23 protein-coding genes and 1 riboswitch are annotated in these 24,941 nt (G+C 72.5%); of the genes, 3 read left to right on the top strand and 20 right to left on the bottom strand.

Annotation, left to right across the window (positions count from 1 at the left end):
* Positions 1-50: 50 nt before the first annotated feature.
* From TCUR_RS06840 to TCUR_RS06805, 8 genes are read right to left on the bottom strand one after another with little or no spacing between them, the layout of a single operon-like run.
* Positions 51-1,205 (bottom strand): acyl-CoA dehydrogenase family protein, encoded by a 1,155-nt coding sequence (locus TCUR_RS06840; RefSeq protein ID WP_012851756.1) that lies wholly within the window; start codon positions 1,203-1,205, stop codon positions 51-53.
* A complete protein-coding gene (locus TCUR_RS06835; RefSeq protein WP_012851755.1) occupies positions 1,202-3,520 on the bottom strand; it encodes a molybdopterin guanine dinucleotide-containing S/N-oxide reductase in 2,319 nt (772 codons plus the stop codon). Before TCUR_RS06835 ends, TCUR_RS06840 begins: the two co-directional genes overlap by 4 nt.
* Positions 3,517-3,873: a 4Fe-4S dicluster domain-containing protein gene (locus tag TCUR_RS06830; RefSeq protein ID WP_012851754.1), complete on the bottom strand. Its 357-nt coding sequence runs from the start codon at positions 3,871-3,873 to the stop codon at positions 3,517-3,519. Before TCUR_RS06830 ends, TCUR_RS06835 begins: the two co-directional genes overlap by 4 nt.
* On the bottom strand, positions 3,870-5,438 hold the full coding sequence (locus tag TCUR_RS06825) for an FAD-dependent oxidoreductase (protein ID WP_012851753.1): 1,569 nt from the start codon (positions 5,436-5,438) through the stop codon (positions 3,870-3,872). Before TCUR_RS06825 ends, TCUR_RS06830 begins: the two co-directional genes overlap by 4 nt.
* Entirely contained in the window at positions 5,435-6,406 is a 972-nt protein-coding gene (locus TCUR_RS06820; RefSeq protein ID WP_012851752.1) for an NrtA/SsuA/CpmA family ABC transporter substrate-binding protein, read from the bottom strand. Before TCUR_RS06820 ends, TCUR_RS06825 begins: the two co-directional genes overlap by 4 nt.
* Positions 6,407-6,449: 43 nt before the next feature.
* Complete coding sequence (locus TCUR_RS06815; protein WP_012851751.1) at positions 6,450-7,304, bottom strand: ABC transporter permease subunit; 855 nt, start codon at positions 7,302-7,304, stop codon at positions 6,450-6,452.
* On the bottom strand, positions 7,301-8,293 hold the full coding sequence (locus TCUR_RS06810) for an ABC transporter substrate-binding protein (RefSeq protein WP_012851750.1): 993 nt from the start codon (positions 8,291-8,293) through the stop codon (positions 7,301-7,303). The genes TCUR_RS06815 and TCUR_RS06810 overlap by 4 nt, the downstream gene beginning before the upstream one ends.
* Before the next feature lie 17 nt (positions 8,294-8,310).
* Positions 8,311-9,411, bottom strand: coding sequence for an LLM class flavin-dependent oxidoreductase (locus TCUR_RS06805; RefSeq protein WP_012851749.1), 1,101 nt, complete (start codon positions 9,409-9,411; stop codon positions 8,311-8,313).
* A 99-nt stretch (positions 9,412-9,510) separates the two neighbouring features.
* Here TCUR_RS06805 and TCUR_RS06800 point away from each other — a divergent pair, with 99 nt between their 5' ends.
* From TCUR_RS06800 to TCUR_RS06790, 3 genes are all read left to right on the top strand, one after another.
* Complete coding sequence (locus TCUR_RS06800; RefSeq protein WP_012851748.1) at positions 9,511-10,020, top strand: cupin domain-containing protein; 510 nt, start codon at positions 9,511-9,513, stop codon at positions 10,018-10,020.
* Complete coding sequence (locus TCUR_RS06795) at positions 10,017-10,796, top strand: IclR family transcriptional regulator (RefSeq protein WP_012851747.1); 780 nt, start codon at positions 10,017-10,019, stop codon at positions 10,794-10,796. The genes TCUR_RS06800 and TCUR_RS06795 overlap by 4 nt, the downstream gene beginning before the upstream one ends.
* Before the next feature lie 137 nt (positions 10,797-10,933).
* On the top strand, positions 10,934-11,845 hold the full coding sequence (locus tag TCUR_RS06790) for a sulfotransferase family protein (RefSeq protein WP_012851746.1): 912 nt from the start codon (positions 10,934-10,936) through the stop codon (positions 11,843-11,845).
* A 36-nt stretch (positions 11,846-11,881) separates the two neighbouring features.
* Here TCUR_RS06790 and TCUR_RS06785 read toward each other — a convergent pair whose 3' ends face one another.
* The 12 genes from TCUR_RS06785 to TCUR_RS06730 form a co-directional block, all read right to left on the bottom strand.
* Positions 11,882-12,793, bottom strand: a complete 912-nt coding sequence (locus TCUR_RS06785; RefSeq protein ID WP_052305438.1) for a hypothetical protein — start codon at positions 12,791-12,793, stop codon at positions 11,882-11,884.
* A gap of 56 nt (positions 12,794-12,849) precedes the next feature.
* Entirely contained in the window at positions 12,850-14,154 is a 1,305-nt protein-coding gene (locus TCUR_RS06780) for an LLM class flavin-dependent oxidoreductase (RefSeq protein WP_012851744.1), read from the bottom strand.
* Complete coding sequence (locus tag TCUR_RS06775) at positions 14,151-15,380, bottom strand: acyl-CoA dehydrogenase family protein (protein WP_012851743.1); 1,230 nt, start codon at positions 15,378-15,380, stop codon at positions 14,151-14,153. The genes TCUR_RS06780 and TCUR_RS06775 overlap by 4 nt, the downstream gene beginning before the upstream one ends.
* Entirely contained in the window at positions 15,373-16,392 is a 1,020-nt protein-coding gene (locus TCUR_RS06770) for an ABC transporter substrate-binding protein (protein ID WP_012851742.1), read from the bottom strand. The genes TCUR_RS06775 and TCUR_RS06770 overlap by 8 nt, the downstream gene beginning before the upstream one ends.
* The gene (locus tag TCUR_RS06765) at positions 16,389-17,165 is read right to left on the bottom strand and encodes an ABC transporter ATP-binding protein (RefSeq protein WP_012851741.1); all 777 of its coding nucleotides are present in this window, start codon (positions 17,163-17,165) and stop codon (positions 16,389-16,391) included. The genes TCUR_RS06770 and TCUR_RS06765 overlap by 4 nt, the downstream gene beginning before the upstream one ends.
* On the bottom strand, positions 17,152-18,015 hold the full coding sequence (locus tag TCUR_RS06760) for an ABC transporter permease (protein ID WP_012851740.1): 864 nt from the start codon (positions 18,013-18,015) through the stop codon (positions 17,152-17,154). Before TCUR_RS06760 ends, TCUR_RS06765 begins: the two co-directional genes overlap by 14 nt.
* Positions 18,012-19,577, bottom strand: a complete 1,566-nt coding sequence (locus TCUR_RS06755; RefSeq protein WP_012851739.1) for a rhodanese-like domain-containing protein — start codon at positions 19,575-19,577, stop codon at positions 18,012-18,014. Before TCUR_RS06755 ends, TCUR_RS06760 begins: the two co-directional genes overlap by 4 nt.
* 308 nt (positions 19,578-19,885) lie before the next feature.
* Complete coding sequence (locus TCUR_RS06750; RefSeq protein ID WP_012851738.1) at positions 19,886-20,767, bottom strand: TauD/TfdA dioxygenase family protein; 882 nt, start codon at positions 20,765-20,767, stop codon at positions 19,886-19,888.
* A gap of 36 nt (positions 20,768-20,803) precedes the next feature.
* The gene (locus TCUR_RS06745) at positions 20,804-21,313 is read right to left on the bottom strand and encodes a flavin reductase family protein (protein WP_012851737.1); all 510 of its coding nucleotides are present in this window, start codon (positions 21,311-21,313) and stop codon (positions 20,804-20,806) included.
* 257 nt (positions 21,314-21,570) lie between these two features.
* The gene (locus tag TCUR_RS06740) at positions 21,571-22,812 is read right to left on the bottom strand and encodes an SfnB family sulfur acquisition oxidoreductase (protein WP_012851736.1); all 1,242 of its coding nucleotides are present in this window, start codon (positions 22,810-22,812) and stop codon (positions 21,571-21,573) included.
* Between the two features lie 207 nt (positions 22,813-23,019).
* The gene (locus TCUR_RS06735) at positions 23,020-24,069 is read right to left on the bottom strand and encodes a CHAP domain-containing protein (RefSeq protein WP_012851735.1); all 1,050 of its coding nucleotides are present in this window, start codon (positions 24,067-24,069) and stop codon (positions 23,020-23,022) included.
* 3 nt (positions 24,070-24,072) lie between these two features.
* Positions 24,073-24,194: riboswitch (cyclic di-AMP (ydaO/yuaA leader) on the bottom strand.
* Between the two features lie 202 nt (positions 24,195-24,396).
* Positions 24,397-24,909, bottom strand: a complete 513-nt coding sequence (locus tag TCUR_RS06730; protein ID WP_012851734.1) for a MarR family winged helix-turn-helix transcriptional regulator — start codon at positions 24,907-24,909, stop codon at positions 24,397-24,399.
* Positions 24,910-24,941 lie beyond the last annotated feature (32 nt).

The following is a 24,941-nucleotide window of genomic DNA, read 5'->3' as shown; positions in this document are numbered from 1 at the left end:
GTCCACCGGAACACGGCACCGGCCTCGGGAAAGCCTTTGCGCGACAGGACTCACCCGGCCAGCGCCGCCGTGCCCGCGGCGATCAGCACGGTGTCGTCCTGGGGAGTGTGAATGCGGCTGCACAGCACGTTGCGGTAGTGCCGCTCGATGGGGTTGCGCCGCGACAGGCCCGGGTTGCCGATCAGCCCGATGCCCAGCTCGACGGCCTGCACGGCGTTGCCGGTCACCAGGTGCTTGACCAGCCCGACATCGGGAGCGCCGCCCGCGTCGGCCTGCCGCGCGGCGCTTTGCAGCAGCGTGTCGTTGGCCAGCAGCAGCGCCTCGATCCGGCCGACGGCGGTCTGGAAACGCGGCAGCGTGGCCAGCGGCCGGCCCAGATTGGCCGGGGTGCGCTCGTTGAGGTAACCCACCAGCCAGTCGCGCGCCGCGCGGGCCACCCCGTCGTAGATCGCGCTGATCAGCAGGGTGTTCCAGGCGGTGACCCGGGCGTCGGGCCGCGCCCGGGCCGCCGGCTGCACGTCCACCGCGTACTCGGCGGGGATGCGCACCCCCTCGAAGATCACATCGTCGCTGCGGGTGGCCCGCATGCCCAAATGGTCCCAGGTCGGCTCGATCCGGTAGCCGGGGACGCCGGCGGGCACCAGGAACGCCCCGACCAGCGGCTCGGGGTCGCCGGTGCGGGCCCACACCAGCATCCAGCGCAGGCCCGGGGCGCCGGTGGAGTAGATCTTGTGGCCGCGCAGCACCCAGCCGTCGTCGGTGCGCTCGGCGACCGTGGCCGGCAGCCCGCCCCGGGCGGGGGTGCCCAGCTCCGGCTCCACCCGCAGCGCGTTGATCAGCGCCACGCCCGCCAGCGAGCTGCGCTGCACCCTGCGGCGCACCTCCTTGGGCCAGGGGTTGTCCGGCCGGCCCAGCCCGGCGTGCGCGATCAGGTGCATGGCCAGCACCAGCGCCACCGACGGGTCGGCGGCGCCGACCGCCCTGATCACCTCGACCGTCTCGGCCAGCGTGGCGCCGCCCCCGCCCAGCTCGGCCGGGACGGTCAAATTGAGCACCCCGACGCGGTGCAGCTCGGTGAACGCCTCGTGCGGAAAGGACGCGTCGCGATCGTGCTCGGCGGCCCGCGCGGCGATCGCGGCCACCACGTCGGCGAAGTCCGCCCGCTCGGTGACGGGCCGGGCGGCGGTTTCGATGTCAGCGGTCACGGGGTGTCCTCCTGTGATCTCAAAGGGCGCAGCGGCGGCGGGGACGGGTGACGCAGCGGCGGCAGCGGGCCGGTGTGGCGTTCGACCTGGACCAGCGCGTGCTGGCCGGTGCATCCCTGCGCCAGGCGTGAGGTGGGGCGGTCGGCGGTGAGCACGTTGGGGTTGCCGTGGACGCACAGCACGCCGCCGGGCCGGTCCGGGTCGTCCACCGGGTCGAACCAGGCGCCGGTGGCCAGTTGAACGACGCCCGGCATGACCTCCTCGCTGAGGCGGGCCCCGGCCAGGCAGGCGCCGCGGTCGTTGAAGACCCGCACGATGTCGCCGTCGGCGATGCCGCGCTCGCGGGCGTCGTCGGGATGGATGCGCAGCGGCTCCCGTCCGGCGATCTTGGCGGCCCGGCTGACGGCGCCGATGTCGCCTTGGCCGTGCAGGCGGGTGCCGGGCTGGTTGGCGATCAGGTACAGCGGGTGCCGGCGGTCCGGCCGTTCCGCCGGGGGCAGCCAGGCCGGGTGGCCGGGGCAGTCCGGGTAGCCGAAACCGGCGATCACCGAGGAGAAGATCTCGATCCGGCCGCTGGGCGTGGGCAGCGGGTGCCTTTCGGGATCGGCGCGGAAGTCCGCCAGCAGCGTGACATGCTCCGGGCCGGGCGGCAGCCGGTACTGCCCGGCCGCCCAGAACTCCTCGAAAGCGGGCACGTCGTGGCCCTGGGCGCGCAGCTCCTCCCGCCAGGTCCGGTAAAGGTGCTCCAGCCACTGGCGGGGGGTGCGGCCCTCGGTGAACGCCTCGGCCACGCCGAGCCGGCCGGCCAGCGCCGCGAAGATCGCATAGTCGTCGCGGGCCTGCTCATGCGGCGGCAGGACCCGATGCATGGCGATCAGGTGGGTGTCGCGGCGCCCGCCGCCGATGTCCTCCCGCTCCAGCGGGGTGGTGACCGGCAGGACGATGTCGGCGTGCCGGGCGGTCGCCGTCCAGTACGGCTCGTGGACCACGATCGTGTCCGGGCGGCCGAAGGCACGGCGCAGCCTGGCCAGGTCCTGGTGGTGGTGGAAGGGGTTGCCGCCGGCCCAGTACACCAGGCGGATGTCGGGGTAGGTCAGGCGGCGGCCGTTGTAGTCGTAGGCGCGGCCGGGGTGCAGCAGCATGTCGGCGATGCGGGCGACCGGGATGAACGTGGCGACCGGGTTGCGCCCCTGCGGCAGCGTGGGCAGGCGCAGCAGCGGGCCGGGGTCGCCGACGTCCCCGATGGAGCCGTAGCCGTGGCCGAAGCCGCCGCCGGGCAGGCCGATCTGGCCGAGCATCGCCGCCAGCGCCAGGGCCGCCCACACCGGCTGCTCGCCGTGCTCGGTGCGCTGCAGCGACCAGGTGACGGTGATCAGCGTGCGGCCCTCGGTCATCCGCCGGGCCAGGGCGCGGATGTCGGTGGCGGGGATGCCGCAGATGCCGGCGGCCCAGCGGGCGTCCTTGGGAGTGCCGTCCCCCTCCCCCAGCAGATAGCGTTCGAAGACCTCGAAACCGGTGCAGTAGCGGTCCAGGAACGCCCGGTCGTGGCGGTCTTCGACCAGCAGGGTGTGCGCCAGGCCCAGCATGAGCGCCACGTCGGTGCCCGGGCGGATCGGCCACCAGCGTCCCCAGAACCGCGGCGGGGCGTCGTCGCGCAGCGGGCTGATGGAGACCACCTCCAGGCCGCTTTCGCCGAAGTTCCGCAGGGCGGCCGCCATGGCGTGGCGGGTCACTCCCCCGGGCGTGACCGACACGTTCTTGCCGGGCAGCCCGCCGAAGGCCACCAGCAGGTCGGTGTGCTCGGCGATCGTCGGCCAGGTGGAGGCGCGGCGCAGCACCGCGTCGGCGTCCCCCACCACGTGCGGCAGCAGGACGAGGGAGGCGCCGAGGCTGTAGGAGTTGCGGGAGGAGGTGTAGCCGCCGATCGTGTTCAGGAACCGGTGCAGCTGGCTTTGGGCGTGGTGGAAGCGGCCCGCGCCGGCCCAGCCGTAGGAGCCGCCGAAGATCGCCTCGTTGCCGTGCTCGCGCCGCACCCGGTCCAGCTCCCCGGCCACCAGGTCCAGCGCGTGGTCCCAGTCGAGCTCGATGAACTCTTCGCGTCCGCGCCGGCGCGCGGGGCCGGGGCCGTCTTCCAGCCAGCCCCGGCGCACCGCGGGCGCGCGGACCCGGGTGGGGTGGTGCACGCCGTCGGGGACGTTGCCCAGCAGCGGCGAGGGGGCGGGGTCTTCGGGGTGCGGCCGCACCTCCAGCGCGCCGGCGGCGGTCCGCCGGGCCAGGTAGGCGCCCCAGTGGGAGGTCGTGGGCGACCAGGTCACGGCCGTTCCTCGCCGAGGATGCGGTAGGCGGTGGCGAAGATCTCCCCCATCCGCCAGCTTTCGTTGCGGTGGGTGCGGCGGGCCCTGCCCCAGCCGGAGTCGCGCCGGTACTGCTCGGGCCAGTCGGTGGCGAGGATCCGCGCCTCGTCCACCGGGACGGGCCCGTGGCAGTCGGGGTCGACGTACAGGGCGTCCGCCGGGCAGTACAGCTCGCACATGAAGCAGGTCTGGCAGTCGCTCTGCCGGGCGATGACCGGGACGCCGCCGGGCACGGCGTCGAACACGTCCATCGGGCAGACCTGCACGCACTTGTCGCACTGGATGCAGCGCGAAGCGATCACCAGCTCGATCATGCGATCTCCTCCCGCGTCCGCGGGTGGTCCACCCACACCCGGTCCAGGCCGCCGACGGTGATGCGGCGGGTCTGGGCGGGGTCGGTGCGGGGGTGGTCGGTGCGCCAGTGCATGCCGCGCGATTCGGTGCGGTGCAGCGCGGCGGCCTTCACCCAGCGGCCCATGGCGACCAGCGCGGCGGTCTCCCGGGCGCGCAGCGCCTGCCGGCCGGAGCCGGTGAGGTGGTCGCTGATCTGCCGCCAGGCGTCCTCCAGCAGGTCCGCCGAGCGCAGCAGGCCCTGCCGGGTGCGGAACATGTTCTTGTCGTAGGCGTTCAGCTCCTCGCGCACCATGGCGGTCACGGCCTCTGCGTCGCAGGGGGCGGCGTGGCGGGCCGGGCGGATCCCGGCCTGTCCGGCGGGGCGGACCGGGCCGGTGCGGGCGCGCACCGTGCGGGCGTGCCGGACGGCGGCGCGGCCCGCCCAGGTGCCCGAGGAGACCGCCCAGGCGGAGTTGGGGGATCCACCGCCGGAGACGGCGCCGACGATGAGTTCGCGGCTGGCCACGTCCCCGGCGGCGAACAGCCCCGGCACGTGCGTCTGGCAGTCCTCATCGGCCAGCGCCAGGCCGCCGACGCCGCGGATGGTGCCCTCCCCCAGCAGCGTCACCGGGAACAGGTCGGTGTAGGGGTCGATGCCGCGGCGGGCAAAGGGCAGCAGGAAGTTGGGCTGCACCACGTTGATCTTGCGGCGGACCCAGTGGGGGGCCTTGTCGAGGCGGGCGTAGACCGGGCCGCGCAGCATCGCCCGGCCCAGGATGCGGATGCGGTCGGCGCCCGCGGGCAGCTCGATCTCCCGGCCGTCGGCGTCGAAGTAGGTGCCGAACAGGTATGACATCGAGCGGGCCATGGTCGAGTAGGCCGGGGCGAGCGTGTAGTAGTTGGAGAACTCCATGCCCGACAGCACCGCGCCGGCCTCGGCGGCCATCAGGTGCCCGTCGCCGGTGTTGCCGCGCGAGCCCAGCAGGTGGGAGCGGAAGGCGGTGCCGCCGGTGGCCAGCACCACCGCCCCGGCGCGCACCGTCCAGCGTCCGCCGGCCTGGCGGCGGACCCCGGCGGCGCCGGCGACCGACCCATCGGAGTGCAGCAGCAGCTCCAGCGCCGGGTGGTGGTCGAGGATGCGCACGCCCGCCCGGTGCACCAGGCCGCGCATGGCGCGCAGGTACTCAGGGCCCCGCACGTTCTGGGTGCGGTCCACGGCGCCGTCCGCGGTGGGGAACGGGTAGTGGCGGTCCAGCAGCGGCAGCCGTTCCCAGGTGGTGCGCAGCACCCGCAGCGCCCACTGCGGGTCGGCCAGCCCGGCCGCGTCGGCGTGGCGTTCGGCCACCGCGCGGTGGTGCCGCTCCGGCGGGACGAACCAGTGGGTGACGCCGGCGGTGGCGGTGACGCCGCTGGTGCCGCAGTAGCCCTTGTCCACGAGCACGACCCGCCCGCCGGCCTGGGCGGCGGCGAGCGCCGCCCAGGTGGCCGCCAGGCCGCCGCCGATGACCAGCACGTCGGCGGTCAGCTCCAGGTCCTGGCCGGTCATAGCTTGACGGCGTGGTCGGCGATGTTGATCTTGCCGGTGAGGATGCCGCGTTCGGTCAGCCAGTCGGCGCCGTACTGCAGCTGGCGGATCCCCTCATCGTCGATGAAGGACAGCTTCTCCTTGACCGCGTGGGAGACGATCTTGTCGATCACGGCCGGGGGGTATTTGGAGACGGCGTTGCCCAGCTCGATGGCCTTGCGGTAGTTGGCGTTCTGCCACTCGGTGTCGGCCTGGTAGGCCTTGATGACCTTGCGGATGAGGTCGGGGTGCTTTTCGGCGTACTCGCGCCGCACCAGGTAGGTGCGGAAGTCGATCTGGCGGTCCAGCTCCTCGCCCTCGATGAAGATGGGCTTGGCGCCGTAGTTGACCTCGGCGATCTCCCGGAAGCCCTGCCAGATCGACCAGGCGTCGATCTTGCCGGAGGCGAACGCGGCGGAGGCCTCCGGCGGGTTCATGTAGAGCACTTTGACCTGCTCGCGCGGCACCTTGTATTTCTCCAGCGCCGCGACCAGCAGGAACTCCCCCAGTCCGGCCTTGTTGACGGCGACCGTGCGGCCGGCCAGGTCGGCGACCTTCTCGATGCCGGAGCCGGGGCGGGCCAGGATCGCCGTGGTGCGGGGGTTGGAGACCGCCCAGGCCACGTACACCAGGTCGGCGCCGGACAAGATGGCCTGGTCGGCGGGGGTGCTGCTGCCGCCGAAGCTGAAGTCGGCGGTGCCGGTGGCCACGGCCTGCAGGGTGGGGGCGTGGTTGGGGAACGGGCCGATCCACTCCACCGTGACGCCCTGGGCCTTGAGGGTGCGGTCCAGCTCGCCGCGGATCTTGGGCACGGAGATGGGGCCGTGGGTCAGGCGGACCTTGGTGGGCGAGCCGGCGGAGGACGAGGAGCAGCCGGTCAGCGCGGCCAGCGCGCCCAGGCCGCCGGCGGCCAGCAGGGAGCGGCGGGTGATCCGTCCGTGGGTCGTCATGAGGTGTTCCTTGCGTTCGAGGGGCCGCGAAGGTGGTGCAGGGTCAGACGGTGAGGCGGGCGTATGAGGGGTGCCAGCTCAGCAGCCGGCGTTCCAGGAGCCGGGCGAGCAGGTCGCAGGCGATGCCGATGCCCGCATACAGCACCACCACCAGCACGATCACGTCCACTTGGAGGAATTCGCGGGCGTTGGTGGCCAGGAAGCCGATGCCGGCCATCGCGCCGACGGTCTCGGCGATCACCAGGGCCAGCCAGGCGTAGGTCAGCGACATGCGCAGCCCGCCGAGGATGGACGGCAGCGCCCCGGGCAGGATCAGCGTGCGGATGCGCGCGGCGCGGCTCAGGCCGACGGTCTGGCCCATCTCCAGGAGTTTGGTGTCGATCTGGCGGATGCCCAGCACGGTGTTCAGGTAGAGGGGGAAGGCGCTGCCCTTGGCGATCAGGAAGATCTTTCCGGCCTCCCCCACCCCGAACCAGACGATCACCAGCGGCAGGATCGCCAGGAACGGGATGGCGCGGATCATCTGGACGCTGCGGTCGATGAACGCCTCGGCGATGCGGGACAGCCCCACGGCCACGCCCAGGGTCAGCCCGATGGCGGCGCCGATGACGAAGCCCAGCGCGGCCCGGCGCAGGCTGGCCAGCAGGTGCTGGGGCAGCTCGCCGCTGGCGGTCAGGTGGACGGCGGTGGCCACCACGCTGCTGGGGGCCGGCAGCACCTGGGCCGACAGCAGCCCGGCCCGGGCGGCGGCCTCCCATAGGAGGATCAGGGCGAACGGGGTGGCCCAGGAGACCGTCCGGTAGGGGAAGCGGAATCTGCGGGGCGGTGCGGTGTCGGTGGTGATCGCCGGGGCCGGCCGGGCGGGGGCCGACGCGGCGGAGGTGGCGGGCGAGGTCATGATCCCTCCAGGTCGTGCACGTAGGAACCGAGGTCCAGCCGTCCCTGGAGCACCCCGGCCTCGACCCAGGTGTCGAAGGTCTGTTGGAGCTGGTCGGCGAGCCGGTCGTCCACGGCGACCCGCCGGTAGGCCGCCTCTTCCGGCTGGACCTGGGCGGCGATCTCCGTGCTCTGCTTGGTGAAGTCGGCGTACCAGGCGATGAAGTCGTCCGGTTTCCGTTCCGCCCAGGCAAAGCCCTGGTGGACGCGGTTGTTGAAGTCCACGATCGCCTCGCGTTTGCCGGCGTCGGCCAGCGCCCGTTCGGTCGCGCTCATCACATACAGGCCGGAGGTCAGTCCCCGGCCGGTGGTCAGCACGCGGGCGCCGAGCCGGCCGCGGGCCCGGGCCGCGTACACCCCCCAGGTGCCCCAGGCGTCGAGCTTGCCGGTGGAGAAGGCGCCGTAGGCCTCGGCGGGGGTCAGGAAGTTCAGCTCGGCGTCCGAGGCGCTCAGCCCGGCCCGGCGCAGCGCGCCGAGCACCAGGTAGTGGGCGATGCTGCCGCGGGTGGAGGGGGAGATCCGCTTGCCCGCCAGGTCGGCGAAGGTGCGGATGGGGCTGTCTTTGGGGACCAGGATGTAGCTTCCCGCGCCGCTGTTGCTCCAGGCCGCCACGACCTTGATCTTCGATCCGGCGGCGATCGCCGCGACCGTGGGCGAGTCGGCGGCTCCCCCGATGTCCACCGCGTTCGCGCGCAGCGCCTCGTGCAGGTCGGCGGCGGCCGCGAAGCGGAACCATTCGATCTTGTAGGGCAGGTTCTTCAGCAGCCCCGCCGCCTCCAGCCTCGAACGCGTCATGCCGGTCTGGTCGCCGACCCGCAGCACCACGTCGCCGGAGGAGCCGGCCGCACCGGACGCGCCGCAGCCGGCGGTGACGGCCGCCAGTGCGAGCGCGCCCAGCGCGGCGGCGCCCTGCCGCAGCGCGGACCGGCGGGAAAGCGGTCGGCTGAGCATCGGCATCCCTCCGCCGGTCACGCGGGCCGGCCGCCGGCCTGCGCGGGCACCTGGCGGCGCGCCAGCTCGGCGCGCACCAGCGGCAGCAGGTGCTTGCCGTAGTCGACGGCGTCCTCCAGCGGCTCATAGCCGCGGATGAGGATGGTGGTGACGCCGATGTCGATGTAGTCCAGCAGCGCCTGGGCCACGGTCTCGGGGCTGCCGACCAGCGCCGTGGAGTTGCCCGCCGCTCCGGTGGCCTTGGCGGTGGGCGTCCACAGCGCGCGGTCGTGCTTTTCGCCCTTTTCGGCGGCGGCCAGCAGCCGCTGGGAGCCGACGCCCCGTTCGTTCGGCGGGAAGTACAGCTGGGTGCCGTTGGTGGATTTGATGGTGTCCAGGATGCGGTGCGCCCGTTCCCAGGCCTCTTCGTCGGTGCGGCCGAGGATGGGACGGAAGGACACCGAGATGCCGATCTGGTCGGGGTCGCGGCCGTGGGCGGCGGCCTGGGCCTTGACCGAGGCGATCTGCTCGGCGGTCTCGGCCAGCGGCTCGCCCCACAGGGCGTAGGTGTCGGCGTGCTTGCCGCCCACCCGGTAGGCGTCCTGGGAGGAGCCGCCGAAGTAGATCGGCAGCCGTCCGTTCACCGGCTTGACCTCCGAGTAGGCGCCTTCGAAGCGGTAGAACTCGCCCTCGTGGTCGATCGGCTCCTCGGCGGCCCAGATGCGCTTGAGGATGTCGAGGTATTCGTCGGTGCGGCGGTAGCGGTCGCTTTTGTCCAGGTAGTCGCCGTCGCGGCGCTGTTCGGTCGCGCTGGCCCCGGTGATGATGTGCACCGCCAGCCGGCCGCCGATGAACTGGTCGAGCGTGGCGAACTTGCGCGCCGCCAGGGTGGGGGCGACGAAGCCGGGACGGTGGGCCAGCAGGATGCCCAGCCGTTCGGTGTGGGCCGCCGCGTGGGCCGCCACCGCGAAGCCGTCGGCGTCCCAGGAGTGGTAGCCGATCAGCACCCGGTCGAACCCGGCCTCTTCGTGGGCCTGGGCGAAGCGGCGCGTGTAGTCGGGGTCGACGGCCGGGCCGGTGCGGGGCCGGATCTCGGAGGTGTCGGCGGTCCGGATCATGCCGATGAACTCGACGGTCATCTGCCCTCCCTGGGCATTCCACATTGCAGGACCTGTGTCCCGCACTGTAATAATCCCTATAAGATTGGTCAAGATAGTCGAGAACGTGAGGGTTGAGACATGACCGACCGAGCACCCCAGGCCGACCGGACCGCCGCGGGCAACGCCGCCTGGCACCGCAAGCTGGAGCACATCCGCGCCGGCGAGCTGACCTCCGACACCGCGCAGACCTCGGGGATGCGGCGGTTCGAGGCGATCTCCGGCAAGACCGTCGGATCGCGGCGGCTGTGGATGGGACGCACCCATGTCGCCCCCGTCACCAGCTCCGGCGACCACCACCACGGCGAGGCCGAGACGGCGATCTACGTCGTCTCCGGCCACCCGGTGTTCGTGTTCGCCGAGGGCGAGGAGGAGGTGCGGATCGAGACCTCGCCCGGCGACTACATCTTCGTGCCGCCGTACGTGCCGCACCGGGAGGAGAATCCTTCTCCGGACGAGGAGGCGGTCGTCGTGATCGCCCGCAGCACGCAGGAGGGCATCGTGGTCAATTTGCCGAGCCTGTGGGCGCCCGTGGAGGTGCCGCCGCAGGCGCAGCAGGAGTGCGGCGACACCGGAAGATCATCCTCATGACGGACGCCGCTGGTCACGGCGAGCGGGCCGCGCTCCCCCGGCAGGGCACCCAGGCGGTCGACCGGGCGATCGCCGTGCTGCGCTCCTTTGAGAGCGCGGCCCAGCTCACCGTCACCGAGATCGCCCACCGGCTGGGCCTGACCGTCAGCACCGCGCACCGCATCGTCCGCGCCCTGCACGCGGCGGGCATGCTGGGCCAGGACCCGGTCACCGAGCGGTACTTCCTCGGGCCGTCGGTGGCGATCCTCGGCCGGCTCGCGCTGGAGCGCATGGGCAGCACGCTGATGCATCCGGAGCTGATCGCGCTGCGCGACAAGACCGGCGAGGCCGTCAGTTTGGGGGTGCGCGTCGGCGACGAGGTGGCGGTGCTGCTGCACGAGCAGTCCCCGCACCCGCTGCGCTACGACCAAGAGCCCGGGGCGCGCAACCCCATCCACGTGTGCGCGATGGGCAAGACGCTGCTGGCCTTCGGGGATCAGCGGGTCGCCATGAGCGAGCCGTTCCGGCGTTTCACGCCCACGACCATCACCACCCGCGCCGAGCTGGAGGCGGAGCTGGCGCGGATCCGGCGGCGCGGTTATGCCACGAACAACGAAGAGCGCATCGTCGGCGTGCGCGCCGTCGCCGCCCCGGTCCGCGACCACGCCGACCGCACGATCGCGGCCGTCGCGCTGCAGGGGCCGGCCGTGCGGTTCGGCGACGACCGGCTGCCGGAGCTGGCGGCGGCCGTGCGCGCCACCGCCGACCGGCTCACCGCGCTGCACCGCTCTCCCTGAAAGACGGTTCCCCGTCAAGCGGCCCGGCCGCGCGGCGTCGAGGGGGCCGCGCCGCGCGGCCGGACGAAACGGCTCTGGTGAACCTTCTCCATATTACCTATATTGAAGGTAGGTTTTATCTGCAATGGGAGGCGGGTATGTTCTTGCCCGACGTCCTGGTGATCGGTGCCCCCAAGGCCGGTACGACCGCCCTGCACAGCGGATTGGCCCGTCATCCCCAGCTGTTCATGTCCCCGGTCAAGGAGCCGAAGTTCTTCCTGACCGACGGGCCGCCGCCCAGTCGGGGCGGCCCCGGCGACGCGCAGACCTACCGGGAGCACATCTGGCGGCGCTCCGACTACGAGGCGCTCTTCGACGCCGCCCCCGCCGGTGCGCTGCGGGGTGAGAGCACCCCCTTTTACCTGCACGACCTGGACGCCCAGGTGCGGATCCGGCGGCTGATCCCCGACGTGCGGATGATCGCGGTGCTGCGGGACCCGGTGGAACGCGCCCACTCCAACTGGGCGCACCTGTGGGCGGCGGGACTGGAGCCGATCAGCGACGTGGTGGAGGCGTGCGCCGCCCAGGAGCGGCGGGTGCAGGCCGGCTGGGCGGCCTTTTGGCGCTATATCGACCTGGGCAGGTACGGCGAGCAACTGCAGCACCTGTTCAAGCTGTTTCCGCGCGAGCAGGTGCTCTTGCTGCGCTATGAGGAGCTGCGCGACGAGCCCGCCGCCACGCTGGACCGGATCTGCGCCTTCCTCGGCGTGCAGACGGGACTGCTGGATGCGCTCCCCAAGGAGAACGTGACCCGGCACGTGGCCGACTCCCCCGCCAACCGGGCGTTGCAGGCGCTGCTGCGCGGCGGGGCGCGGATCGGCGCCCACATGCCGCAGGCCGTCCGCAAGACGGCGCGCCGGCCCTTTTTGTCCCTGCTCCAGCGGGACCCGCGCACCCGCCGGCCGCCCACCCCGCAGCAGCGCGCGCAGTTGCTGCCCTACTTCGAAGACGACATCGCGCTCGTGTCGGAGATCACCGGCTGGGACTGCTCGGACTGGCTCAAGGTCTGAGGAGCCCGGCGCACCGCCCCGGCGCGGCCGGCGGAGTCAGTCCGGGTGCAGCTCGGTGCGCAGCTCGTGCGCGCCGTCGGCGCGGGTGACCTCGTAGTAGAGCCGCCAGCCCTGCCCGGGAATCCGCAGCACGTCCAGGTAGCGCAGGCCGCCCCCGGGGTGGGGGGAGGCCCCCACCGGCTCGTCGAACTGCGGCAGCAGCATCGAATACCCCTGCCCCGCGGCCAGGCCGGTGCGCTCTTCGTAGTTCTCGGCGGCGCTGGCCCGCCCGTCGTAGAAGGCGATGGTGCGCCCCCGGTGCTGCAGCACCGCCGAGACGCGGGCGCCGCGAGCGTCCCAGTGGCCGGGGCGGCCGGTCAGCACCGTGCCGTGCCAGACCCACTCCAGTCCGTTGGCGCTGGTGGCGTAGTCGGTGACCATCTGGTCGGCCTCGTCGGGGTCGGCCAGCGGGTGGCAGGAGGCCCACAGGTGCCACTTGCCCCCGTCGTGGCGGATCACCGGGTCCTTCACGCCGACCAGCCGGCTGCCGGGCAGCACCACGCGGCTGGCGACCGGGTCGAAGCGCGCCGGGTCGGCGGCCTCCAGCACCTCCACCCGCCAGTGCTTGGTGCCGGTGGTGGCGCAGCTCAGATACAGCCGGAAGGTCCCGTCCTCGGTGGTCACCAGGGCGGGGCGCTCCAGCGACTCGGCGTCCATCGGCTCCTTGCCGATGACCGTCAGCGTCTCAAAGCGCTCGCCGTCGTCGGAGCGGGCCACCACCACCGCATACCCGCGGCCCTCGCCGACCGGGCGGCGCAGCCGGTAGGCCAGGTAGATCACGCCGTCCACCAGGCAGGCGCTGGGCGCCCCCGCCCAGTGGCCCGGCGCGTCCCGCGGCGGAGCGATCACCAGGCGGGAGTTCTCCGGCCTGGGCGGGGGAAACGGCAGACCAAAATCTCTATCAAACACGTCGGAATACTATAGAGATTGGCCCGGCGGTGCGCAGCGCGCCACGCGGCGTCCCTTCAGCGTCCCGGGATCGGCAGCCCGAGATTGCCGCGCAACGTGGCCGACTCGTACTCGCGGCGGAACAGGCCCCGGCGCTGCAGCTCGGGGATCAGGTGCTCGACGGTCAGCTCCAGGCCGTCGGGGAAGAAGTCGGCGTTGAGGTTGAAACCGTCGGCGGCCCCGGCCGAGAACCACTCCTCGATGGTGTCGGCGACCTGTTCGGGCGTGCCGACCACGCTGCGGTGCCCGGAGGGGTTGCGCTTGAGCAACTGGCGGACGGTCAGCCGCTCACGGCGGGCCAGCTCCAAGACGGCGGCGCGGAACCCCTGGCTGCCGCCGAAGGAGGAGACCGCCTCCACCTTCTCCCAGGGCAGTTCGGCGTCCAGCTTCAAATCCGCCGGGTCGAGCCCGATCGTGGCGGCCAGACCGACCAGCTCCTCTTCCTCCCCGGCCAGCTCATCCAGCCAGTCCTTGCGCTCGCGCGCCTCTTTCTCGGTGCTGCCGAGCACCGGGAACAGGCCGGGCAGGATCAAGATCTCCTCCGGACGCCGGCCGTGCCGGGCCGCCAGCGACCGCACCCGGCCGGCGAAGTCCTTGGCCGCCTCCAGGGTGTGGTTGACGGTGAAGACCGCATCGGCGTGCCGGGCGGCCAGCGCCACCCCCTGCGGGGAGCCGCCCGCCTGCAAGATCACCGGCCGGCCCTGCGGGGAGCGGGGCACGTTGAGCACCCCCTCCACCGTCACATGCCGGCCCCGGTAGGAGACCGGGTGGATCTTGGAGGTGTCGGCGAAACGCCCGGTGCGCTGGTCGGCGACCAGGGCGTCCTCCTCCCAGCCCTCCCACAGCGCCTTGACCGCCTCGACCGTCTCCTCGGCCCGCTCGTAGCGGACATCGTGGTCGGGCAGCGCCTCCAGGCCGAACAGCGCGGCGGTGGAGGCGGCGCGGGAGGCCACCACGTTCCAGGCGGCGCGCCCACCGGAGATGTGGTCCAACGAGGCGACGCGGCGGGCGATGTTGACCGGGTGGTTGAAGGTGGTCGAGATGGTGGCCACCAGCCCCACGTGCTCGGTGACGCGGGCGATGGCGGTCAGCGGGACGATCGGGTCCAGCGACTGCCAGGGCCGCGACACCCGCGGCGCGCCGTAGTCGTAGCCGTCGGAGAGGAAGACCGCATCCAGCTTGCCCCGCTCGGCGAGCCGGCCGATCGTCTCGAAGTACTCGGGCTTGAGGAAGCCCAGCGGGTCGGGCTGGACCCGCCAGGAGGCGGGGTGCCGCCCGCTGCTGTTGACGTTGATGTTCAGGTGCAGTTGCCTGGGGCTCATGGGATGTCACTCCCGTTCGGTTCCGGCAGATCGACAAGATCGGTGAGGCGCCGCAGCGGGGCGCCCAGACTCCATGGATCGGCCACCAGTCCTTCGGCCAGCCACTTGCCGAGCGAGTGGGGCTTCCAGCGGACGGCGTCGTGCAGCGTGTGCGTGCGGGCGTCCCGCCAGTAGCGGTCCAGGCCGAGCCCGGCGCGGGTGGAGCCGGCCCCGCCCACGTCGAACAGCCCCTGCGCAACCTGCAGCGCCGCCCGAGTGGAGACGATCTTGGCTTGCATCACCGCGTAGAAGGCGGCCGGCACCTTCGGCAGGGGCGAGGTGTCCGTCAGGCCGGTCAGCTCGACCGCCGCCGCCTCCACCATGCGCCGCGCCGTGGTCGCGGCCAGGTGCAGCTCGCCCAGCTCGGCCATGCCGAGCGCGTCCTCGGTGAAGCGGGCGGCCCCGCTGCCGCGCGCCCCGTGAACGCGGCGGGCCAAGGCGACCGCCTCCCCCGCCGCGCCCTCGGCGATGCCGGCGTCGATCGCGGCGTGCATGAGCTGGGCGTGCGCGGAGATCCGGTAGGCCAGGCGGGGGTCGTCCGGCCAGGGCAGCACGTCGAGGTCGGCGACGCGCACGTCCTGGAAGACCGCCGAGCCGGAGGCGGTGGTGCGCTGTCCAAAGCCGTCCCAGTCGTCGTTGATGGTCACGCCCTCGGCGTCGCGCGGCACCAGCACGGTGACCTGCTCCCCGGCCGGGGTGCGGGCCAGCACCGCCACCACATCGGCCAGCAGCGCGCCGGTGGCATAGACCTTGCGGCCGCTCAGCGACCAGCCGTCGGCGGTGCGGGTGAGGGTGGTGGCGGCCTCGCCGGGCCGGCGGTCGCCGGGCTCGGCGGCGGCGTTGCCGTAAAAACCGCCGCGGACCAGCAGGGGCAGGTGCCGCCTCCGCTGCTCCTCGGTGCCGGTCAGCACCACGCGATCGACGGTGTTGAAGTGGTTTTGCGGGATCTGGCCGAGGCTGCCGTCCACCGCCGCCAACCGCATGATCGCCTCGGCGACCGCGTCCGGGCCCAGGCCCAACCCGCCGTACTCGCGGGGGACGGTCAGCGCCCAGAACCCGATCCGGCCCAGTTCGGCCAGGTGTTCGGTGGCGTAGCGGCGCCGCCGGTCGCGGTCGTGCGCGCCTTCGGCGATGGCGTCCAGGACGGGCCCCAGCCGCTCCCAGAACGCGTCGGCTCGGTCACTCATACAACGGCTGGGCCTTCTGTGCGGTGTTGTAGCGGGGGTCGTAGGAGAGGGTGACGTCCACCTTCCGCTTGATGGCGTTGCCGGCGAAGAGCACGTCGGCGACCTTCTGCTCCCGCTTGATCAGCTCCTCGTCCAGCAGCCGGTAGCGGGCGGCGCGGGTGCCGGCCTCGAACTCGGCGCGCCGATCCGACAGCTTCAGCACGTCCTTGAGGGTCTGCTTGACGGTGGGCAGGTTGGCCTGGTGCCAGTCCCAGTAGCCCGCCAGCCGGGTGAAGAAGTCGCGCAGGTTGCGGTCCTTGACCGGGTCGGCGAGCACGTCGGCGCGGGCGGTCCACACGTGCAGCCCCGGCACGCCGGTGTCCTTCTCAGTCAGCAGGATCTTGGCCTTGCCCGAGTCCAGCGACTCCAGGATCGGCCCCGGCAGGCCGGAGTAGACCTCGGTCTGACCGGAGTTGAAGCCGGCGGCGGAGGTGTTGCCGTCGGCGAACTGGACGGGCTTGATGTCCTTTTCGGTGAGCCCGGCCTTGATCAGCGACGCCAGGTAGTGGGCGTGGTTGTAACCGCCGAAGTTGTAGGCCCACTTGCGGCCGCGCAGGTCCTTGAGGGAGTTGATGCCGGCGTCGGTGCGCACCGCGGTGACGATCTGGGGGTAGTCGGTGTCCAGGCCGGGCCGCCAGCCGGCGACGATCTTCAGCGGGGCGTTGCCGGCGGTCCACTCCTGGCGGGCGTTGGCCTGCTCGATGGTCAGGGAGGTGTCCCCCATGTGCCCGATGTCGATCTTCTTGCTGTAGAGCGCCGACAAGTTGGCGGCCGGGCCGGTCAGCAGCGCCCACTCCACCTTGTAGGGGGCGCCCTTGAGCACCCCGGACTTTTCCACCAGGGTGGGGAAGCCGTTGTCCTGGAAGCCGACGACCAGGGTGCCGCCGTCGTCGGAATCGCCGCCTCCGCAAGCGGCCGGCGACACCGCCAGGACCGCCGATGCCAGTGCCGCGATGGTCTTCCGGAATTTCACGGTTGCTCGTTCTCCTCGCTATCGCCGGAGCGTTCCGGCAGGTGGGACAGCAGGCTCAGCACCTGCCGTTTGACGGTGTTGAAATCGGGCGCGGTGATATCGCGCGGCCGTTCCAGCCGGACGGGGATATCGCCGCGGATCCGGCCGCCGCCGAGCACCAGCACCCGGTCGGCCATGGCGACCGCTTCCTCGATGTCGTGGGTGACCAGCACCACCGCCGGGCGGTGCGTCCGCCACAGGCTGATCACCAGTTGCTGGGCGCGGGCCCGGGTGAAGGCGTCCAGCGCGCCGAAGGGCTCATCCAGCAGCAGCAGGTCCGGGGAGCGGAACAGGGCGCGGGCGAGCGCGACCCGCTGGGCCTCCCCGCCGGAGAGGGTCTTGGGCCAGTTGTCGGCCTTGGCCTCCAGCCCGACCTCGCGCAGCGACTCCAGCGCGCGGGCGCGGGCGCCCTTGGCGCGCCACTGGCCGAGCACCACGTTCTTCCAGACCCGCTGGGCGGCGATCAGCCGGGCGTCCTGGAAGACCACCGAGGTGCGCTCGGCCACTTGCAACGTTCCAGAGTCGGCGCGTTCCAGGCCACCCAGGATCCGCAGCAGCGTGGTCTTGCCGGTGCCGGAGCGGCCGACCAGCGCCAGGAACTCCCCGCGCCGCAGGTCCAGGTCGAAGTCACGCAGGATCTGCTGCTCGCCGAACCGTTTGTTCAGGCCGCGGATGCGCACCGCCAGGCGGGCGTCTTCGCGGAGCGGGCCGGGGGCGATGTCACTTACCGTCATGGGTGAGCCTCCACGGCAGCAGTGCCTTCTCCAGCAGCCGCATCAGCACGTCCACGACGATCCCCAGCGCCGCGTAGACGAGGATTCCGGCGATGATGATGTCGGTGCGCTGGTTCTGGTTGGCGTTGTTGAGGATGTAGCCGATGCCGCTGACGGTGTTGATCTGCTCGGCCGCCACCAGCGCCAGCAGCGCGGTGCCGGCCGCATAGCGCAGCCCGACCAGGATCTGCGGCATCGCCAGCGGGACGACGATCAGCCCGATCACCTGGCGGCGGCTCAGCTCGAAGGTCTGCGCCAGCTCGATCAGCCGCCGGTCGATGCCGCGGATGCCGTGGTAGGTGTTCAGGTAGACGGGGAAGATCGAGGCGCCGACGATCAGCGCGATCTTGGATTCCTCGCCGATGCCGAACCACACGATGAACAGCGGCACCATGGCGATGAACGGGATGGTGCGCAGCATCTGCAACGGCGCGTCGTACAGCCGTTCGGCGGCCGCCCACAGCCCGGCCGCCACGCCCAGCAGCAGCCCGGTGCCGCCGCCGATGGCCAGCCCGATCCCGGCCCGCTGCAGCGAGACCGGCAGCGCGGCCTGCAGCTCGCCGGTGCGCAGCAGCTCGGCGTAGGCATCGACGATGACCAGCGGGCCGGGCAGCACCTGGGGGTCCACCCAGCCCAGGGAGGCGACCAGTTGCCAGGCGGCCAGCAGCGCCACCGGCACCAGGGCGCGGACGGCCAGGTCGAGGGCGCGGCCGCGGCGCCGGGGGCGGGCGCTGCGCCGCTGGGCCGGATGCCACCGCAGGGTGCGGACCGGCAGCGGCCGGGCCTTAGCCGCGTCGTCCACCACCGTCATGACGTCCACCGCCGGAAGATGCCTTCGAAGTCGAACAGCGGGTCGCCGGCGGTCTGCTCCAGCAGCGACAGCTCCCAGGCGAAGTACTCGCGGTACCAGGCGTCGCGTTCGGGGCCGAAGTCCGGCGGGCCGACCTGGTCTTGGACGCCGGCGGCGAGCACCGGGTCGGCGGTGGTCAACGGTTCGGCCACCGCTTCCACGCCGCCGTGCAGCACCGCCGCGCGCACCCCGCGCCCGCTCAGGTCGGCGGCGATGTGGGAGGGGTCGAAGGTGGCGTCGCCGACCAGGAGGAACGTTCCATCGGGGGTCTCGGCGGCCAGCCGGTCCAGCGTCTCCCGGCGGGCGTGCACCGACCCGGCGATGTGCCCGGCCAGGTAGGCCGCGCTGGAGCGCAGGTCGTACACCCGGTGGGCACCGCGGTCGGCGGCGAAACGCGCCCAGGGGATCTGCTCGGCGTCCGCGGCCGGCAGCGGCGGCGCGGGGACGGCGGTGATCTCGGTGTCGGGCGTCGTCACCGAGATCGGGCCGTCGTGCAGGTAGCGGAGCCAGCGGGCGGTGCCGGCGGCCCGGATCCGGTCGGGGCCGTCGATCAGGACGACGTGGGCGCCGCGCACCACCAGGTGGTCGTCGGTGTTCTGGAGGAGTACGCCGCCGGGGACTGAGACGCTGCCCGGCAGGTGCCCGGCGGCGTACTCCTCGGCGGAACGCACATCCAGCAGGTAGACGGTCACCGACGCCTCGCCCAGCAGCGCGTTCAGCTCGGCGGAGCCCAATGACGGCACGGCCAGCTCGCGCAGGGTGCGCTCGGCCCACGCCCGGCCGGCGGCGGGCGCTTGGGCGGGGGCGGGCAGGTGCTCGCCCTCGCCCTTGGCCAGTTCGTAGCCGGCCTCCTGCCAGGCGGGGGTGCCGTTGCGCAGCGAGTAGACGGGGTTGTCCAGCCCGAGGTCGATCAGGGACTGGGCGCCCACGATGCCGCGCGTGCGGCCCTGGCAGTTGACCACGACGCGGGTGCTCGGGCTGCGGACGGCCGCGCTGATGCGGTAGACGGCCTCGACGCCGCCGCCGGTGTACAGGCCGCCGGGGATGTGGTGGTGGCGGTACTCGGCGAGGGTGCGGCTGTCCACGATCACCACGTCCTCGCCGGACTCCTGCCACTTGCGCACCGTGGTCGCATCGACGGTGGGGGTGCCGAAGCGGCGTTCGATCCACTCGCCGAGCGTCTTGCTGCGCACGTTGGTGCCGGTGTAGACGCGGCCGCCGGCCCGGCGCCAGGCGGCGATCCCACCGTCGAGCACCCGCACGTCGCGGTAGCCGAGCCGCTGCAGGATCTGCGCGCCCCGCGCGTCCAGCTCCGGCTCGGACGCCAGCACGATCGGGATGTCGCGGTGCGGCACGGCCCGCCCGATGCGGGGTTCGAGCTCCTGGTAGGGGATGTTGGACGTGGCGGCGATGTGGCCGTCCTTGTCGCGCCGCAGCGGGGAGCGCAGGTCGAGGAAGGCGATCTGGGTCGTCTCGTCCTCGATCAGGGCGCGCAGATCCGCCGCGGATATCCGCGTGGGCATGGTGATCCACCTCGTGGTTCGTGACCGCTCGGGGGCGAAGGCCCGTGCGGCGGGAGGTTCGTGTCGGGGCCGTAACGGGACCGCGCGCATGTCGCAGACGAATCACGGCGTCGAGGCGGGGTTTCACGATTGATTCGTGCGAAAACTCGGCCTGATCAGCCGTTACGGCATAACCCGAGAATATTGGTAGGAAAAATAGGATGCAAGGTGATGAAGATGACAGACGGGCACCCGGGCGCCGGTGGCGACCCGGGTGCCCGTCGTCCGGCGGGCGTACCGGTGCAACGCCCGCCGGGGTCCCCGCGGACTCAGGCGGCCTTGACGGGAGCGGTGTAGTCGGTCGCGTCGTCGCCTTCCACCACGTAGCTCTGCCGGCCGTCCAGCCCGGTCACCGGCCCGCCGGCGACGGTGATGCGGTGCAGCAGGCGGGGCCGGTCGTCATAGTCGTCGGGGGCGTAGTGCTGGGTGATCCGGTTGTCGAACACCACCAGGTCGCCGACGTTCCAGCGGACGCGCACGATGTTCTCCGGGCGGGTCACATACGACTGCAGGATGCGCAGGATGTCGCGGGACTCGGTGCCCGACAGCCCGACGATCCGCTGGGCGAAGCCGCCGATGAACAAGGTCCGCTCCCCCGTCTCCGGGTGCTCGCGGACGACCGGGTGCGCGGTCTGGTAGACCTTCGAGGTGAAGACCCGCCGGTACTCGGCGCTCTTGGCGGGCGTGGCGTAGTCGTAGGCGTTGCTGTGCACCGCCCACAGCCGGTCGGCCAGCTCCCGCAGCGGCTCGGGCAGGTCGCGGTAGGCCGCGGCGGCGTTGGCGATCAGGGTGTCGCCCCCGTACGGGGGGAGTTTGATGGCGCGCAGCGTGCTGATCTTGGGCGGGGTGCGCACGAAGGTCACGTCGGTGTGCCAGACGTTGGCGCGGTGCCCGGTGTCGGCGTCCACCGCCAGCACCTCCGGCAGCCCCTCGGCGGACGGCACCGTGGGGTGCGCCCGGGTCAGCGCGCCGAAGCGGGCGGCGAAGTCGCGGTGCCCGGCCTCGTCCAGCCCGGCGTCGCGGAAGATCAGCGCCTTGTGCTCCAGCAGCAGCCTGTTGATCTCCTCGGTGGGAAACGCGTCGGGGTCGGTGAGGTCGGCGCCGATGATCTCGGCGCCGATCCGGCCGCCGATCCGGACGACCTTCGGCATGGCGTTCCTCCTTTGTCGGGTGGGGTGTGGGGACGGTCAGGAGGTCTGGGGGCGGAAGCGGCCGAAGCGGCCGCGGTGGTAGAGCAGCGGCTGGTCGGGCTCGCGGATGTGGGCCTCGGTCACCAGCCCCACGACCAGGACGTGATCGCCGATGTCGGCGGTGGTGTAGGGGCTGCACAGCAGGTGGGCGCACACGCCCTCCAGCAGCGGGGTGCCGTCGGGGGCCGGGTGCCAGCGGGTGGGGGCGGCGAAGCGGTCGATGCCGCGGTGGGCGAAGCGGGCGGCCAGGTCGGCCTGGGCGTCGGAGAGGATGTTGATCGCAAAGCGGTCGGCGGCGCGCAGCGACGGCCAGGTGGTGGAGGTGCGGGCGATGCAGAAGGACACCAGCGGCGGGTCCAGGCTGACCGAGGTGAAGGAGGTGGCGGTCAGCCCGGCCGGCACGCCGCCGGGGGCCGCGGTGACCACCACGACCCCGGCGGCGTGCAGGGCCAGGGTCCGGCGGAACCGGTCGGCATCGATCGTCTGGTCGGGCAGCAGTTCGGTCATCGCCGCTTGTCCTTTCCGGGCTCTGCCGTCGTGGGGGGCCGGTGCCGGGCGCCTTCGCCGGCCTGCTCGCGGCCCGGTCGTCCCGGGCCGCGGGCCTGCGGCGGGCGCGCAGGCCGCGGCCCCGGCGCGCGGCCGGCAGGTCGCAGAAGGCTCGTCCACCATTATTCCTATAATTCCTACTTAATTACTATGAAATTCGCGGGCGACCTCGCCTGCCGATGCCGTCCCGCCTGCGCCGCCGGGACGGGAGCGCGCCGTCAGATGGCGCCGTGCCGCGGAGGCAGCGTGCCGTTGAGCGCGTAGCGGCCGATGTGCTGGATCTTCCAGCGGACCGGGTCGTGGAGGGTGTGGGTGCGCGCGTTGCGCCAGTGCCGGTGCAGGTTGTGCTCCTCCAGGCTGGAGCGGGTGCCCGACAGCTCGAACAGCGCGTTGGAGATCTCCACGCTGGCCCGGTCGGCGACCGCCTTGGCGGTGGCCACCGCGATCGAGGCGGCGGCGGCGCTCTCGTCGGTGAGATCATGCCTGGCACGTTCCACCGCCCGGCCGGCCTCGGCCAGCAGCGCCCGCGCCGACCGCTCGGCGATCACCAGCTCCCCGAACCGCTGGATGAGCAGCGGGTCTTCGGCGGCCTTGCCGCACCCGCTGTCCGGCCAGGGCCGGGCCTTGGTGCGGATGAACTCGGCCGCATCGCGCAGCGCGCCCCCGGCGATGCCCACGTCGATGGCCGCGTGCAGCAGCTGCGCGTAGGCACCGTGGACCTGCGGCCCGGTGAAGGTCAGGTGGTGGGGCACCACGCGCTCGGCCGGCACCCAGACGTTCCGCAGCCGCACCGTGCCGCTGGCGGTCAGCCGCTGCCCCATGCCCGTCCAGTCGTCGACGACCTCCAGCCCGGGGGCGCCGCGGGGCACGTAGGCCACGTGCAGCCGGTCGCCCTGGCCCGGCACCTCCAGCTGGGCCAGCACCGGGACCCAGTGCGCGAACAGCGCGCCGGTGCAGTAGTGCTTGTCCCCGTTCAGCAGGTAGCCGCCGTTGCCGTCGGGGACGAGCCGGGTGCGGTACTCCTGGGCGTGCCGGGTGCCGGCCTCGGACTGGGCGTTGCCGAAACGCTTGCCGGCCAGCGCCTCGCCGAAGAAGTAGCGCCGCTGCTCCTCGCTGCCCTGCTGGGTCAGCACGCGCAGGTAGACCACGTGGCTGTGGGGGATCTGGGCGATGTTGGGGTCGGCCTCGGCCAGCAGGCGGTAGACCTCGGCGAGGGTGTCGGCGCGCACGTCGGCTCCGCCGTAGCGGCGCGGCACGGTGATCGCCAGCAGCCCGCTCTCCGACAGCCGGTCCAGCTCGGCCCGCGGCAGCAGGCGCCGGGCGTCGCGCTCGGCGGCGCCGGGCGCGAACTCGGCGGCCAGCCGCGCGGCGATCTCGAGGGCTTCCTCATCGGTGCGGATCACATGGGCACGACCGGCGGAGGCCGCCGGGGCCTCCAGAGCCTGGTCGAAAGTGGTCATCTCGCCCCCTGGGAACGAAACCGGGATATACATGGCAACTCTACCTGTTTACTAGGAATTTGCCCAGGGGGTGCGCCCGGCGAAACCTGCGAAACCGGGATCTTTGATGCGGCGGTGACCGGTGTTGCGCCGCAATGGGACATAAGGAAGCGTCCGGCCCGGCCGCGCTGCGGCCGGGCCGGACGGTCGGGGGGTCGCGGCGGACGGTCAGGCCCGCTCGCCCGAGGCCGGGACCTTGACCTCGGCCTCGGCGACCGCGTCGGCGATCGCGCTCCAGAACTCCAGGTCGCCCTCCTCCTCCAGGCGGGAGATCTGGCTCCAGAACTCCCGGTCCTCGGCCTCGGCGGCCACCGCCGCGCTGACCAGGGGCATCGCCACGGTCTCGCGGTCGGCGGCGGCCAGGTCCGCGGGGGTGACGTCGGCGGGCAGCGCCACCGGGGTGCGGTGGTGGCGTCCGCGCTTGCGGACCCGGATCGGCGAGGAGGTCGGCAGCCGCAGCCCCTCCAGGCGCAGCGAGCCGGGGATCCGCAGTTCCGGCAGCTTGACGACGGCCGACTTGCCCACCGCCAGCGCCACGCTGCCGGCGAGGGCGATCGTCAGCAGGTCGGTGAGCCCCGGCAGGTGCTGCTCCTGCGGCGGGTTCTCCCGCTCGCGGGGGGCGACGCCCTGGGTGGCGGCGACGGCGGTCGCCCCGCCGCCGAGCGAGTCGACCTTGGGCGCGGGGGCGGCGTGCTTGGGCACGTACTTTTCCGGGGGGGCGCCGGAGGAGGTCACCGACTCGACCGACTTGCCCTTGACCTTGACCTTGGAGGGGTAGCCGTAGCCGACGATGGTGTCGGGGGTGCGCACCTTGCGCTTGAGGTGGACGCCGTCGGCGTTGCCCTCGATGGTGTGGATGCGCTTCCCCTCGACCTTCTCCACGATGCCCACGTGGTCGATGGCGTCCAGGCTCTTGGACCCGCCCCAGTCGAAGAAGACGATGGCGCCGGGCTGAGGGTCGGTGCCCCAGGCGCCCTGCTGCTTGAACCACGCGGCGTGGAAGGGGGTGTAGGCGAACTGGCCCGCCCACTCGGCGACGCCGGCCTTGTGGGCGGCCCAGGCCAGGAACATGTCGCACCAGGCCGCGGTGGCGAAGTAGGGGCTTTTGTCGACGTTCTTGCCGTACCAGTCGCCGTACTTGGTGTAGCCGCCCGATTCCTCTCGGTATCCCAGTTCGGCTTTGGCGACCTCAAGGATCTTTTCCCCGATGGGATCCATGCGTTATCTCCTCTGGGACCGCCTACCGGGTTAGCTGACGGGTTCGGGCCAGGAGCCGCCCTACCGCACGCGGCGGATTCACCCCAGAAGCAGTGGGTCCCCGGCTCCCGCGGCGCGGGGGCGCGCCGCCGGGACTCGGCGTCCGGCCCGCACTCCCCGGGCGGGGAGTTAGGTAACGGACCGATATCAGGGAAAAGTACTGACCCTTAAAGGATCGGGCAAGTCATCCCAGAGTGACGCAAAGTAAAAATCCCGAACGTAGTCAAACCGTCACAACCAGCCTTCAAGAGCCCCGCAAGCAGGCAAAACGCCCGGCGCTGCGAGCGTTCACCCCGCTTTGCCGTCCCGGCCGGACGGACGCTCCGCAACACCTCCGGCGGCCCCGGCCGCCCGTTCGGTACGCGCGTGCAGAGCGCGCTCCAGGGCCCGCAGCGCGGGGACGGCCCGCAGGATCGCCTCCACCTGGTGAGGGGCCAGGTCGCCGAGCGCCTCCTCCAGCATGCGCGCCCGCGCGTCTTCGATGCGGCGGGCGTTCTCCACGGCCCGGTCGGTGGGCAGGACGCGGCCGCTGCGCCGGTCCGCCGGGTCGACCTGGCGGCTGACCAGGCCCAATTCGGCCAAGTGCCGCAGGGCGGCGCTGATGTTGCTGGGCTTCATCTGCATCGCGGCGGCCAGCCGGCCGGGGCTCAGGCCGGGCTGGTGGACGATCAGCCGCAGCAGGTCGGCCTCCGAGGGCGGCAGCGGGGCGATCCCGGCCTGCCGGGGACCGGTGCGCAGCAGAAGGCGGTTGAGGTCGCGCAGGACCGGGGCCAGCTCACGGAGCTCGGAGGAGCGGTGCATTGCCCCATGATAATTTGTTTATGCATATATAA

It is taken from the genome of Thermomonospora curvata DSM 43183 (assembly GCF_000024385.1).
In the GTDB taxonomy this organism is placed as follows: Bacteria; Actinomycetota; Actinomycetes; order Streptosporangiales; family Streptosporangiaceae; genus Thermomonospora; species Thermomonospora curvata.
This window is presented reverse-complemented; position numbering and strand designations above follow the sequence as displayed.

Coding starts and splice junctions, on each gene's coding strand:
- TCUR_RS06830 (WP_012851754.1), bottom strand. CDS start 3,873: ATGATCGAGCTGGTGATCGCTTCGCGCTGCATCCAGTGCGACAAGTGC.
- TCUR_RS06825 (WP_012851753.1), bottom strand. CDS start 5,438: ATGACCGGCCAGGACCTGGAGCTGACCGCCGACGTGCTGGTCATCGGC.
- TCUR_RS06820 (WP_012851752.1), bottom strand. CDS start 6,406: ATGACGACCCACGGACGGATCACCCGCCGCTCCCTGCTGGCCGCCGGC.
- TCUR_RS06815 (WP_012851751.1), bottom strand. CDS start 7,304: ATGACCTCGCCCGCCACCTCCGCCGCGTCGGCCCCCGCCCGGCCGGCC.
- TCUR_RS06810 (WP_012851750.1), bottom strand. CDS start 8,293: ATGCTCAGCCGACCGCTTTCCCGCCGGTCCGCGCTGCGGCAGGGCGCC.
- TCUR_RS06805 (WP_012851749.1), bottom strand. CDS start 9,411: ATGACCGTCGAGTTCATCGGCATGATCCGGACCGCCGACACCTCCGAG.
- TCUR_RS06800 (WP_012851748.1), top strand. CDS start 9,511: ATGACCGACCGAGCACCCCAGGCCGACCGGACCGCCGCGGGCAACGCC.
- TCUR_RS06795 (WP_012851747.1), top strand. CDS start 10,017: ATGACGGACGCCGCTGGTCACGGCGAGCGGGCCGCGCTCCCCCGGCAG.
- TCUR_RS06790 (WP_012851746.1), top strand. CDS start 10,934: ATGTTCTTGCCCGACGTCCTGGTGATCGGTGCCCCCAAGGCCGGTACG.
- TCUR_RS06780 (WP_012851744.1), bottom strand. CDS start 14,154: ATGAGCCCCAGGCAACTGCACCTGAACATCAACGTCAACAGCAGCGGG.
- TCUR_RS06775 (WP_012851743.1), bottom strand. CDS start 15,380: ATGAGTGACCGAGCCGACGCGTTCTGGGAGCGGCTGGGGCCCGTCCTG.
- TCUR_RS06765 (WP_012851741.1), bottom strand. CDS start 17,165: ATGACGGTAAGTGACATCGCCCCCGGCCCGCTCCGCGAAGACGCCCGC.
- TCUR_RS06760 (WP_012851740.1), bottom strand. CDS start 18,015: ATGACGGTGGTGGACGACGCGGCTAAGGCCCGGCCGCTGCCGGTCCGC.
- TCUR_RS06755 (WP_012851739.1), bottom strand. CDS start 19,577: ATGCCCACGCGGATATCCGCGGCGGATCTGCGCGCCCTGATCGAGGAC.
- TCUR_RS06750 (WP_012851738.1), bottom strand. CDS start 20,767: ATGCCGAAGGTCGTCCGGATCGGCGGCCGGATCGGCGCCGAGATCATC.
- TCUR_RS06745 (WP_012851737.1), bottom strand. CDS start 21,313: ATGACCGAACTGCTGCCCGACCAGACGATCGATGCCGACCGGTTCCGC.
- TCUR_RS06740 (WP_012851736.1), bottom strand. CDS start 22,812: ATGACCACTTTCGACCAGGCTCTGGAGGCCCCGGCGGCCTCCGCCGGT.
- TCUR_RS06735 (WP_012851735.1), bottom strand. CDS start 24,069: ATGGATCCCATCGGGGAAAAGATCCTTGAGGTCGCCAAAGCCGAACTG.
- TCUR_RS06730 (WP_012851734.1), bottom strand. CDS start 24,909: ATGCACCGCTCCTCCGAGCTCCGTGAGCTGGCCCCGGTCCTGCGCGAC.